This is a genomic window from Veillonella sp. HPA0037, assembly GCF_000411535.1.
GTDB lineage: Bacteria > Bacillota > Negativicutes > Veillonellales > Veillonellaceae > Veillonella > Veillonella atypica.
The window spans coordinates 978,649-991,499 of sequence record NZ_KE150483.1 but is presented as its reverse complement, the minus strand read 5'-3'; the positions used below and the strand labels follow the sequence as shown (position 1 = coordinate 991,499).

Annotated in this window: 7 protein-coding genes, 1 tRNA gene and 1 pseudogene; 5 read left to right on the top strand and 4 right to left on the bottom strand. The window is 40.0% G+C overall.

The genetic code is table 11. The features are described 5' to 3' along the window. Nucleotides 1-30: 30 nt before the first annotated feature. Nucleotides 31-1,281 carry an MFS transporter gene (locus tag HMPREF1477_RS04600; RefSeq protein WP_016475984.1) on the top strand — a complete coding sequence of 417 codons (1,251 nt, stop codon included), beginning with the start codon at nt 31-33 and terminating at the stop codon, nt 1,279-1,281. A gap of 94 nt (nt 1,282-1,375) precedes the next feature. Here HMPREF1477_RS04600 and pepT read toward each other — a convergent pair whose 3' ends face one another. Continuing rightward, entirely contained in the window at nt 1,376-2,599 is a 1,224-nt protein-coding gene (gene pepT / locus HMPREF1477_RS04595; protein ID WP_016475983.1) for a peptidase T, read from the bottom strand. A 236-nt stretch (nt 2,600-2,835) separates the two neighbouring features. Between pepT and HMPREF1477_RS04590 the strand changes: the two genes are divergently transcribed. The 3 genes and pseudogenes from HMPREF1477_RS04590 to mmuM all read left to right on the top strand — a co-directional run bounded on the left by HMPREF1477_RS04590 (nt 2,836) and on the right by mmuM (nt 6,178). After that, a complete protein-coding gene (locus HMPREF1477_RS04590) occupies nt 2,836-4,776 on the top strand; it encodes an OPT family oligopeptide transporter (protein ID WP_016475982.1) in 1,941 nt (646 codons plus the stop codon). A gap of 191 nt (nt 4,777-4,967) precedes the next feature. Continuing rightward, nucleotides 4,968-5,150: pseudogene (locus tag HMPREF1477_RS09555) on the top strand (transporter substrate-binding domain-containing protein); the annotation flags it as partial. An 8-nt stretch (nt 5,151-5,158) separates the two neighbouring features. Further along, on the top strand, nt 5,159-6,178 hold the full coding sequence (mmuM, locus tag HMPREF1477_RS04585; RefSeq protein ID WP_016475981.1) for a homocysteine S-methyltransferase: 1,020 nt from the start codon (nt 5,159-5,161) through the stop codon (nt 6,176-6,178). An 82-nt stretch (nt 6,179-6,260) separates the two neighbouring features. Here the strand turns inward: mmuM and HMPREF1477_RS04580 are convergent. From HMPREF1477_RS04580 to HMPREF1477_RS04570, 3 genes are all read right to left on the bottom strand, one after another. After that, nucleotides 6,261-6,351, bottom strand: a tRNA-Ser gene (locus tag HMPREF1477_RS04580). A gap of 137 nt (nt 6,352-6,488) precedes the next feature. Next, nucleotides 6,489-7,724 (bottom strand): FprA family A-type flavoprotein, encoded by a 1,236-nt coding sequence (locus HMPREF1477_RS04575; protein ID WP_005382151.1) that lies wholly within the window; start codon nt 7,722-7,724, stop codon nt 6,489-6,491. 215 nt (nt 7,725-7,939) lie between these two features. Beyond that, nucleotides 7,940-11,683 carry a phosphoribosylformylglycinamidine synthase gene (locus tag HMPREF1477_RS04570; protein ID WP_016475980.1) on the bottom strand — a complete coding sequence of 1,248 codons (3,744 nt, stop codon included), beginning with the start codon at nt 11,681-11,683 and terminating at the stop codon, nt 7,940-7,942. A 247-nt stretch (nt 11,684-11,930) separates the two neighbouring features. Between HMPREF1477_RS04570 and HMPREF1477_RS04565 the strand changes: the two genes are divergently transcribed. After that, a complete protein-coding gene (locus HMPREF1477_RS04565) occupies nt 11,931-12,836 on the top strand; it encodes a LysR family transcriptional regulator (protein WP_005377632.1) in 906 nt (301 codons plus the stop codon). Nucleotides 12,837-12,851 lie beyond the last annotated feature (15 nt).

The window sequence follows — 12,851 nt, the reverse complement described above, 5'->3', positions numbered from 1 at the left end:
ACAAATATTTTAGAAATAGGAGTTGATACTATGGATAAGGCTAAGGCGGCCTTATGGACAAGATCATTTGTCCTCGATACTTTGATTAATTTCTTAGTATTTTTGATTTATTATTTATTAATTGTTATTATTGCCGTAGTGGCAAAAGATAACCTTCACGCCACAGCCAGTCAAGCAGGCTTAGCTGTTGGTATATATATTATCGGTACCGTCGTGGCACGATTGTTAGCGGGACGCTTTATTAGTGTCTTAAGTTGCCGAAAGATGCTGTACTTAGGTTTGTTTATTTATTTGGCTTCAACAGCCATGTACTTCTACACACCTAACTTGTTAATGCTCGATAGCGTTCGATTCATAAATGGTTTTGCTTACGGTATTACATCAACTGCAACAAGTACGATTATTGCTGCTATTATACCTCAATCTCGTCGTGGCGAAGGGATTAACTACTACGGTTTATCTACTTCTCTTGCTGCTGCAGTAGGTCCATTCTTAGGTATTTTAATGCTTCACAGTCTTGGCTATGATTTTATCATCGCATTCTGTGTTGCACTTATCGTTATTTGTGGCATTGGCGCCGTAATTATGAAATTTAAGGAACCTAAGCTTGATATCGATTCTGAAGCTCATAAGGGCATTAAGATTTCCGATTATATTGAACCTCGTATGAATTCTATTAGCCTTGTTTCTGTGCTTGTAGGCTTTGCATACTCTGGTGTTATCGGCTTTATGGCGGCCTATACAAAAGACTTAGATCTTATTATGGCAGGTACATTCTTCTTCGTTGTCTATGCCGTAGTGATCACTATTACAAGACCTTTACTTGGTATTCTATTTGATATGAAAGGGGAAAACTTCGTTTTATATCCTTGTTTCGTATCTTTAGCGCTTGGTATTTTCTTACTATCCATTGCTCACTCTACATGGCTTGTACTTTTATCCGCCGTATTCGTCGGACTTGGCTATGGTACATTCATGTCTAATGGTCAAGCGGTAACTGTTAAAATTGTACCGGTACACCGCATTGGTGTTGCTACATCAACATACTTTATCGCCTTGGATGTGGGCCTTGGCTTTGGTCCATATATCTTAGGTGCCATTAAGGAGGTAGTCGGTTATACAAGCATGTTCCATGTAACTGTTGTAGTAGCCCTTGTTGCCTTAGTTGCTTATTATTTATTCTATGGCCGTTATGTAGGCACAGATAAAGATCTTTCCATGAAAGCACGTGCTGAAGAAGAACAAATTAGAAATCGTAAACGTAATGGTAAACTTGTATAAAACGATGTTTGACATTGGGGATACAATTTTATAGAGTAATAAAAAATGACTATTCGAGCAGTTGCTCGGATAGTCATTTTGCTATCTTATAGTATTATTTTTCGATATTTACAATGTTGACGATAACTTCAACAGCTTTTTTCATATCGTCGATACATGCAAATTCATGACGACCATGGAGATTTTCTACACCAGTAAAAATATTAGGTGTTGGAATGCCCATAAAAGAAATTTTAGAGCCATCGGTACCGCCACGAATAGGATCGCAGATAGGTGTGATACCTGCTTTTTCCATGGCCGCTTTGGCTACGTTTACACATTCCATATTGTCTTTAATGATATCGTACATATTGTAATATTGATCTTTTACGGAGACTTCGCAAACTTCACGGCCATAGATTTCGTTTAATGTTTGACCTGCTTGTAGGAAAAATGCTTTTTTCGCTTCGAACAATTCTTTGTCATGGTCGCGGATGATGTAGTTCATCTTACCAGTATCTACTTGTGTTTCCATGCTCATGAGCATAAAGAAACCTTGACGACCACAAGTGTGTTCAGGAACGGCCGCCCCAGGTAATAACGCGTCAAATTGCATAGCCAGTTTAGCACAATTAATCATGATACCCTTTGCTGTACCCGTGTGAACCGATACGCCTTTGAGCATTACAGTACCGCCAGCCGCATTGAATGTTTCATACTCGAGTTGACCTAGGCTTTCACCATCAATCGTATAGGCAAAATCAACAGGGAATTGTTTCACATCAAAGTGATCTGCGCCAGTACCAATTTCTTCATCAGGGCCAAAGGCACACATGATTTTACCGTGTTTGATTTCTGGATGAGCCACGAGATAGGAGAGGGCTTCCATAATTTCGCAGATGCCAGCCTTGTCGTCACCGCCGAGTAGTGTGAGACCATCTGTTACGACCAAGGATTTACCAATATAGTTCTTTAAATTAGGAAAATCTGTACGACGTGTGAAAATCTGATGTTCTTCGTTGAGGCAAATATCGTTGCCATCATAGTTTTCAATGATGCGTGGCTTAATATTTTCTGCGTTATAGTCGGCCGTATCCATATGGGCGATAAAACCAATAGAAGGGGCCTTTGCATCTGTGTTAGCATTTAATGTACCGATGACAAATCCGTTTTCTCGATTGTAGATGACCTCATCAAGACCAATTGCTTTCAAATCAGGAACAAGCACATTGGTAGCAAAATCAACTTGCGTTTGCGTACTGGGAATCGTTGTACTTTCCTCGTTAGACCGTGTATTTATGCTTGTGTAGCGTACAAAACGTTCAACCATTGGTTCCATAATAAGCCTCCTTGAGAGAATGTATTGAATATATAATTGGTTGATACCATAGTTAGACCTATTTAGCCTATATATCTTAATTGTAGACTAGTAGTACATAAAATGCAAAGTCTATCGGTGCATAATGTGTAAAAATATTCGTATTATGCATATAAAGCAATTGAATCGTATATAATGCCGTGATAGTATAAAGGTGGATAGATATACGTTTGTGTTTTTTATGAGGAGGTTTTACTATGTCGGACGAAACTCGTTCTATTCCGCCCGTAGAACCGGTACTTGATCCTAAAAAGGACTACGAAGAAATTAATTCATACGTAGTATTTTGGGGCCTGTTCTATGCAGCAATCTTTACACTGGCTGTTGGCTATCTATGTTTGAAAATTGGTCAAACAGTAGATGCCTTTGCTCCAGTATCTGTACTTGCCATGGGTACAGCAGTTATTTTGAAACGGAAAAATGCGTTTGCTGAAACCGTACACATTCAAGCAATCGCCAGCTCTAGTACAAACACATTAGCTGGGGCTATGTTCTTCTTGCCAGCCCTTTACATTTGGGGTGTAACAGATGTAACCTTTACACAAATGGCAATTCCAATTATTCTCGGTGGCGTACTTGGTGTTCTATTATGCGTTATGTTCCGTCGCTATTTTGTAGAAGAAATGCACTATGTGTATCCATTCCCAAGCGGTCGCGCTGCAGCTGAAGTATTGATGAGTAATGAAGGTAGTAAAGCTAAATTGATGTTAGGTTCTGGCCTTATTGCTCTCGTATATGACTTTATTCTAAACAGCCTTGGCTGGTGGGAAGAGGTCATTCGTACAGCTACGTTTAAATGGGGCGCTGCCTTAGCCGACCAAACTAAATTGACGGCTGCCGTAGACACTGATGCAGCATTGCTCGGTCTTGGTTACTTTACAGGCCTTCGCTATGCAGCGATTATTGCAGCGGGCTCCTTCTTCTCTTGGTTCGTATGTATTCCAATTGTATACTTCTTAGCGCCAGAACATGTGATGCACATCAATGGTCAATCTGTATTTTTAGCGGATGCTCCAATTCGTAAGGTATTCCTTGATTATGTGCGTCATATTGGTATCGGTATGCTTGCCATGGCCGGCATCATTGGTCTTTTGAGCATGTCTAAGGTGGTTGGCAGCGTTGTTAAAAAAGCAGTTTTAGATATATTCACATCCAAAACTACAGAAGTTAACTTGCTCCGTACGCAACGTGATGTTCCTACATCTTGGATTGGTGCAGGCATCTTGTTATGTACTGTGTTATTTGCCGTATACTTCCACTTTATGTATTCTGAAAGCCTCGCGCAAACAGGCGTAGCATTCTTAATCGTTCTAATTATGTCCTTCTTACTTGCTGTAGTAGGTATTAGCTCTATTGCGTATACTGGTACAGAACCGGTATCCGGTATGACAATCTTTATGATTATCATTTCTGCTGTATGCTTAACAGCTGCTGGTATGACTGGTAAAGTCGGCATGATTGCAGTCCTCATGATGGCATCCTTTATCGGTACAACCATCGGTATGGCCGGTAACTTTATGTCCGAACTTAAGGTAGCGCACATGACAGGTGCTACACCTAAAAAAATGGAACAATGGCAAATCGTTGGTACCATTCTCTGTGCTGTACTTTCTGTAGGTGTCATGATCTTATTAAATGGTGCCTATGGTTTCGTAGGGGACCATGCATTGAATGCTCCTCAAGCGAATGCAATGGCTGCCATCATTGAACCAATGATGACTGGTGGTAGTGCACAATGGCCTTTATACATGGCAGGCGCATTGTTTGCAATCATCTTATGGATGGTGAAAGTTCCACCGTTGGCATTTGCATTAGGTACATATCTACCTATGGAAATCAACACCCCATTACTAGTTGGTGGTTTGATTGCATACTTTGTACAAAATAGTACAAACGATAAAGCGTTGGCAGACCTTCGATTCTCCAAAGGTAGTACAATTGCATCCGGTCTTGTAGCCGGTGGTGCTATTGGTTCCTTGTTCAGTGCCGTACTTCGTATTGCAGGTATTGATGTATTTGCTCAAGAATGGGTAGAAACACCAGAAGCAACATACCTCAGTATTGTAATGTACTTGTTACTCTGTGCATTCTTGTACAAGGTAGCTATGTACATTAAAGATAAAAAAACAGCTAAATAATATGAATCTCATCTAATGGGATTGCGAATAACGCTCTCTATGAATATAATTCGTAGAGAGCGTTTTTATATGGAGATGACTTGGGGATTGTCTTTGATATATAGATATAATCTATACCAAATAAAACATATTTATATAGTAGGAATTATTGACCTAGGATATATAGGGTGATATGATATGTTTATGTTATCATTGCTAAAGTAACCGGTGAAGACTATGATGCGGCGCCACTTGGTATTGCTGTGAAAAAAGGTAATACGGAGTTACTTGGTAAAATAAACGATGGATTAGCCAAAATTAAGGCTAATGGTAAATATGCAGAGATTTATAAAAAGTGGTTTGGTAAAGAACCACCTGCAGAAGATTTGAAATAGGTGATAGAATGGCTAAACGGAAAGCATTTTTGAAGATTGTAAAGGAAAATGGACCTCTTGTACTAGATGGTGCATTCGGTACAGAATTAGAGCGCCATGGATGTAATATTCATGATGAGTTGTGGTCATCTAAGATGCTTATTGAAAATCCAGAGATCATCAAAAAAGTTCACATTTCCTATTTGGCGGCCGGAGCAGATATTATTGAAAGTTCCGGTTATCAAGCAACTGTAGCCGGGTTTAAAGCTCATGGGTATGGTACAGAAGAAGCACTAGATTTGGTGAAGTTATCCGTTCGTTTAGCCGTGCAAGCACGTAATGAATTTTTAGAAGCTAAAGCGAATGATGCGCTTACATTGCGTGGCATTACATTAGGTGAACAATTGCCAGATGGCAGTGTCCGTTACTTCTCTGAAGGGGCCTTACCAAAACCATTAGTAGCCGCCTCTGTTGGCCCATATGGTGCTTTCTTGGCAGATGGCTCTGAATATCGTGGTGATTATGGTGTACAAACCGAATATTTGGAAGTATTCCATATTCCTCGTATAGCATTATTTTGCGAAGAAAATCCCGATGTGTTAGCCTGTGAAACGGTGCCGTGCTATGATGAGGCTATTGCCATTGCCCGTACCTTGTGTGATCCGCTTACGACAAAAGGCATTCCTGCATGGATTTCTTTCTCTTGCAAAGATGAACATCATATCTCAAGCGGAGAGACCATCATTAAATGCGCTGAAATGATCGATAAGGTGCGTCAAGTGACGGGCATAGGGATTAACTGTACAGCGCCGGAATATGTAGAATCCTTGATTAAAGATATACGGTCTGTAACTAATAAACCGATTGCTGTCTATCCAAATCTTGGTGAAACCTATGATGGAGAAACCAAAACATGGTCAGGTGGACAACAAAGCTTTATCGACTATGTTGATGTATGGCGCAAAGCTGGTGCGAATATAATCGGTGGATGTTGCCGAACAAATCCTGATATCATTAAAGAAGTAGCAAAACAAATACATGTAAAATAAATGAGAGGGACTGTATAAGTACAGTCCCTTTTTGCTTGTATATAGAAAAAGAAGGTCATCCATCGGATAACCTTCTTTTATGTGGCGGAGAGACAGGGATTTGAACCCTGGGTACGGTATAACCGCACACATGATTTCCAATCATGCTCCTTCAGCCGCTCGGACACCTCTCCATGTATTCTGTTGTGTAACAGGTACTTGTATAGTATATGAAAAAGTTAGATTTATGTCAAGAACAAAATAGTAGAATTATTATAGTTTCATAAGAGTTTTAAAAAGCCGCCCCGAAGGACGGCTTTTAGTATGTATATTATAATACTTCTTTAATTTCTTGTGCATCGATGGATGCTTTGATATCGTCTGCCATTTTTTCGATTAATGGGATATCTTCTTCTTTTAAAGAGGATTTGATATCAAGAGGTTGGGATACGATTTCAATATCTTTGAAGTCGTTTTCGAAATGAGCAACCATTGTTTTCATTGCAGCGGAAGCCCAGGAATGGTTTCCGATGATGGATACCTTATGATTTTGGAAGTTAAGCGCTTTTAACTCGTGAATGAAGTTTTCCATAGTAAGGTATAGGTTCAAGTTATAAGTTGGTGCAATTGTTACCAAGTTTGTATATTTCCAAGCATCAGCGATGATGTAGGAAGGATTAGTTTTGGAAACATCGTAGATTTTAATATCTGTAACACCCCGTTTAGACAATTGTTTAGCCAATTGTTGAGCGATGTCACGAGTGTTGCCATACATGGAACCGAAGGCGATAACAACACCTTTTTTCTCAGCTGTGTAGCTGGACCAGTGTAAGTATTTGTGCAAGATATATTCAATCGTTTCAGGTGTACGCCAGATTGGACCATGAAGTGGAGCAATGCGTTTGATTTCAAGGCCGGAAACCTTGCGAATTGCATTTTGTACTTGAGGACCGTATTTACCAACGATGTTTGTGTAGTAACGACGAGCTTCATCTTCATAGGTTGCTACGAAATCAGTTTGGTCAGCAAAGATGTTGCCATTGATTGTACCAAATGTACCGAATGCATCAGCAGAGAACAATGTACCTGTAGATTTTTCATAGGTACAAGTTACTTCTGGCCAGTGAACCATAGGCATTGTGTAGGATACAAGAGTATGTTTACCTAAGCAAATTTCGTCGCCTTCTTTTACTGTGTAATATTGATCAGGCTTTGGTGTGCGGTAGAATTGTTCGAACATGCGGAATGTTGTTGCATTACCAACCATTTTACAATTTGGATAGCGTTCCAATGTTTCTAACAATGTTTGACAGTGGTCAGGTTCCATATGGTTTACGATGATGTAATCAAGATCACGACCATTTAAAAGGTGGGATAAGTTGTCAAAGTATTCTTCGCGAATTTCTGCATCAACAGAGTCTACAACGCAAGTTTTTTCATCATCGATGAAATAGCTATTGTAGCTTACACCATTTGGAATAGGGAATAAGTTTTCAAAACGTTCAGTTGTCCAGTCATTACTACCAATCCAGTAGATATTATGGGTCATTTTTTGAGCACAATGCATAGTAATATCCTTTCCTTACACATATGTATATACATAACTAACCTCATCCATGTGATGACGGTTTAATTAATTATATTGACATCTTATAATACAGTTTTTTTCGAAAAAAATCAATATATCGATATATGTCAATGTGTTATAACTGTGTTAACTTTCACATATTAGAATGTGAAAGTTTGTAAATATAGCCCATTCCGAAGAATGGGCCATATAGATTATTTAAAGTATTTTACGCCGGATGTGAAGATTGGCATTTCTAAGTTGCCTGGAATATTTTTATTAATATCTGCACCACAGCGTTCGGAGTGCGCCATTTTACCAAATACGCGGCCATCAGGGCTATAAATACCTTCGATAGCAGCCACGGATTGGTTAGGATTAAATTGTCCATCCATGGATGCTATACCGTCAAAGTCGACATATTGTGTAGCGATTTGACCAGTTTTATTGAATTCCAATACTTGTTGAGGAGATGCGATAAACCGACCTTCACCATGAGATATAGGAACCGTATAAATTTCGCCAGCTTTAGCTTCACACATCCAAGGAGATTTTGTAGAAATAACCTTAGTGTTGGCCATACGGGATACGTGGCGTCCAATGGTATTGTATGTCAAGGTAGGGTGATCTGCCGTTAATGTTTCAATATGGCCACCAGGCAATAGACCTAATTTAATCAACGCTTGGAAACCGTTACAGATACCGAGAACTAGACCATCTTGTTTATAAAGTAGGTTTTCGAGGCCTTCTGCAAGATATGGGTTGCGGAATAGGGTAGCCATGAATTTACCAGACCCATCTGGTTCATCGCCACCGCTAAATCCACCAGGGAACATAAGAATTTGAGACTCTGCTAATTTAGCTTTGATTACGTCAATAGATTCTTTTAATTGTTCTGGCGTTTGATTGCGAATCAGTACGATGTCTGCAATAGCACCAGCTCGTTCAAAAGCACGAGCGGAATCGAATTCACAGTTAGTGCCAGGGAATACAGGGATAAGTACCTTTGGTTTAGCACCTAAGGAGGTACTGCGAGGTTTTGCGTGCTGATCGTGAATGTAAGCTACCGCTTCACCAGTACCGGATTTTGCTTCCAATGGGAATATATCGGATAATGGTTTTTCGTATGCTTTTTCGATTTCATCAAGTGTTACAGATTGGCCATTCCATTCGATGACAGGTTTGTCTTGGGTAACTGCAATAACGCGAACGTCGGACAATTCAAGTAAATGGTTAACCGCTGTAATATCTACTTCTACGATGAAAGAACCTATAGCTGGTTGGAAAATAGCTCGTTCTGCATATTTGTCGAACTTAGCGCCAATTTTATTGCCGAGAGCCATTTTGGAAACTGCTTCAGGGATGCCACCTTGGTCTACTACATAGGCAGAGTATACGCGACCTTTTTCAATTTCCTCTTGTAAGATATCACAATTTTCTTTGAAGTGATCCCAGTCAGGTGTATCGTTGTACGTACGAGGTACATCAAAGTATACGAGACGATGGTCAGGTCCTTTTAAATCTTGGCTTACAATATTTTTAACAGGAGCTGTTACCGCTGCGAAGGATACGAGGGTAGGAGGTACCGTTAAATCCATAAATGTACCACTCATAGAATCTTTGCCGCCAATGGCACCAATCTCAAGTTCTTTTTGCGCTTTGTACGCACCTAGAAGTGCTGATACCGGTTTACCCCAAGATTCTTTGGAGTGTAAACGTTCAAAGTATTCTTGTAAAGTAAGGTATGCATCTTGACGACGACCACCGAGTGCCACAAGTTTTGCAACGGATAAAAGCACGGCATATTGTGCGCCATGGTATGGACTCCAAGCGGACAATTCAGGTACAAAGCCATGTGTCATAATACTAGCAGTTGTTGTTTCACCGTGAAGAACTGGTAATTTTGCCACCATACCTTGGGTAGGTGTTTTTTGATATTTACCACCAAATGGCATGAGCACTGTATTGGCCCCAACTGTGCTATCAAAGCGTTCAACAAGGCCTTGTTGAGAAGCAGTATTTAATGTAGATATTGCTTCGAGCCATTGATCTTTGAAATTGTCGGCACTTGCAGAACCACGACGGAAATAAGATTTTTCAGTAGGAGCTGTCACTACAGCTTCTTGTTGTTGACTCGCTCCATTTGTATTTAAGAAATCACGACTGATATCGACAATTGTTTCTCCGCGCCATGTCATGATGAGGCGATTTGTATCGGTTACATCGGCAACGATTGTGCATTCAAGATTTTCTTCATCGCAATATTTCATAAATGCATCAACATCGGCTGGTGCAATGACACAAGCCATACGTTCTTGGGATTCGGAAATAGCGAGTTCTGTACCATCGAGACCGTCGTATTTTTTAGGTACTAAGTCAAGGTTGATGGTAACGCCATCTGTTAGTTCACCGATGGCTACGGAGACACCACCAGCACCAAAGTCATTACAACGTTTGATGCGTGTTGTTACCTCAGGGCGACGGAATAAGCGTTGAATTTTACGTTCTGTAAGGGCATTCCCTTTTTGAACCTCAGCACCACATGTAGCGAGGGATTCTAATGTATGTTCCTTAGAGGAACCTGTAGCCCCACCGCAGCCATCACGACCTGTTTTACCACCGAGTAGTACGATGATATCACCTGGTGTTGGTACTTCACGTCGCACTTGATTGCGCGGAGCAGCACCGATAACAGCACCGATTTCCATGCGTTTTGCCACATAACCTGGATGATAGTATTCTTTAACTTCGCCAGTAGCAAGGCCGATTTGGTTACCATAGGAGGAATAGCCACGTGCGGCTTCAACAGTAATTTTCTTTTGTGGTAGCTTGCCTTCTAGTGTATCGGCTAGCGGTGTGTGAGGGTCTCCGCTACCAGTGATGCGCATAGCTTGATACACATAAGAACGGCCACTTAGAGGATCGCGGATACAACCGCCAAGACATGTGGCAGCACCACCAAAAGGTTCGATTTCAGTTGGGTGATTGTGAGTTTCGTTTTTGAATAGCAAGAGCCATTCTTCTTCTTTACCATCTACATCAACGGGAACGATGATAGTGCATGCATTGATTTCTTCGGATTCATCAAGGTTAGTAAGACCGCCTACATGACGTAATTCTTTTACAGCTAATGTGGCCATATCCATGAGAGAACGAGCTTTCACCTTAGTTGTATATAACAAATTGCGACCTTCAGTATATTCTTCTAGTGCTTCCTTGATTGGTTCTGTGAAACGACTCTCTTCGATAGTAATATCCGTTAACTCTGTCATAAATGTAGTATGGCGGCAATGGTCAGACCAATATGTATCGAATAAGCGAATTTCTGTAATCGTTGGATTGCGTTTTTCTACATTCTTGTATTGCTTTTGAATTAATTTGATATCTGCCAATGTCATAGCGAGTCCATATTCGCTAATCATATTTTGTAGTGCATCCTCTGACATTTCTGTAAAACCGTCGATGATAGCTACATCTTCTGGCTCTTCTAGTTTAAGTGCCAAGGTATCAGGTAACTCGAGACTTGCTTCTCTAGAATCAACAGGATTGATGTAATATTGTTTGATTGATTCTTTTTCTTCGTCTGTAAAAGTACCTTCTATGACAAATACTCTTGCACAACGAACGGTATGACCTGTTGTAAGTGTGAGCATAGAAATACATTGCTCTGCACTGTCTGCACGTTGATCGTATTGTCCTGGTACATATTCGATAGCAAAGACAAAAGTATTTGCTGGAATATCTAATGTTTCTGCTACTAAATCAACAGGTGGTTCAGAAAAAATCAAATGTTTAGCCTTTTGTAATGCGTCATCGCTAAGATTTTCTACATCATAACGTTCATAGATTTGCACGGCTGTAGCTGGTACATGTAATTCTTGCTGTAATGTAGCTAATACATGTGCTGCTTCATTAGCGAAAGCATCACGTTTTCTTACAAATAGTCGTTGAATAGCCATATAGCCTCCTGTAATATGCAGAATAAATGAGTTCTGGTGTTGACAAGATAAGTATAGTCGGTCTAGACTTATAAGTAAAGATAATCTTACTTATATAAAGATTAACGCTACTTATAAATATGAAATTTTCATGAAGGTCATAAGACCAAAATTTCATAAACCGTAACAATAGCATCTTGTTTTGAGTAAAAAGTAGAATATTAATAATGTATTACTATACTATTAGTATATAACAGAGGAGGATAAAATGGCAGTATCAGCAGATCTATATAGATCATTTTTAGGAGTTGGGTTGTATTTGTCATTTTCTCGCGCTGCAAAAGAGCTAGGTGTTTCGCAGTCCGCAATTAGTCAAAGTATCAAACAATTAGAAGGCGAATTAAAAATGCCTTTATTTGTGCGCACTACTAAATCAGTAGCATTTACGCCAGAAGGCAAGGAATTATTCGATACAGTAGCCAAAGCATTTTCCATTCTAGATAATGGGATTACGCAATTACAAGAACGGGTGAATCAAGCTTACGAAAGCTTGAATATTGCCGCTACAGATACACTATGTCGTCATTTCTTGTTGCCCTACTTTCATAAATGGCAATTGCAAGAAAATCAAATTGGCTTGCATATCATAAACAGACCGTCCCCAGATTGTGTGGAAATGGTCATTAATAAAGAAGTACAGTTAGCTGTAGTTAATGACTACGAAGGTTTGCGTAGTAATACACAATTAGAAGTTACTACCTTGGCGAGCATCCAAGATATCTTTGTGGGCGGTCATGAATATAAAGGGGCAGGCTTCTTTGACCAAGGCCGCTTGCTCAGTGAGCCTATGTTGTTACTACAAAAGGGAACAGCTAGCCGTACTTTCTTTGATGAAGTAACGCATGGTGCTTGTAGTAAACCGCGTTTTGAATTGAGTAGTGTAGACGTTCTCCTCGATCTTGTGGAAATTAACATGGGTATCGCTATGTTGCCAAGTAATGTGGTGCAAGAAAAAATGCAAGAAGGTACTGTCGTAAAAATTGATACAGATATTCCTGTGCCAACGCGAGATATCGTACTTGTTCGGTCGCGTCTCGTTCCACAATCCGAAGGCGCTGCTAGATTTACAAATTTATTGACTAATCGTGAAGATAAGCGAGACAAAGTTTTATAAATATGAATTACAAAC

Bases quoted from the DNA above. Each gene is read 5' to 3' on its own strand.
- HMPREF1477_RS04600 (WP_016475984.1), top strand. From the start codon at position 31: ATGGATAAGGCTAAGGCGGCCTTATGGACAAGATCATTTGTCCTCGAT.
- pepT (WP_016475983.1), bottom strand. From the start codon at position 2,599: ATGGAACCAATGGTTGAACGTTTTGTACGCTACACAAGCATAAATACA.
- HMPREF1477_RS04590 (WP_016475982.1), top strand. From the start codon at position 2,836: ATGTCGGACGAAACTCGTTCTATTCCGCCCGTAGAACCGGTACTTGAT.
- mmuM (WP_016475981.1), top strand. From the start codon at position 5,159: ATGGCTAAACGGAAAGCATTTTTGAAGATTGTAAAGGAAAATGGACCT.
- HMPREF1477_RS04575 (WP_005382151.1), bottom strand. From the start codon at position 7,724: ATGCATTGTGCTCAAAAAATGACCCATAATATCTACTGGATTGGTAGT.
- HMPREF1477_RS04570 (WP_016475980.1), bottom strand. From the start codon at position 11,683: ATGGCTATTCAACGACTATTTGTAAGAAAACGTGATGCTTTCGCTAAT.
- HMPREF1477_RS04565 (WP_005377632.1), top strand. From the start codon at position 11,931: ATGGCAGTATCAGCAGATCTATATAGATCATTTTTAGGAGTTGGGTTG.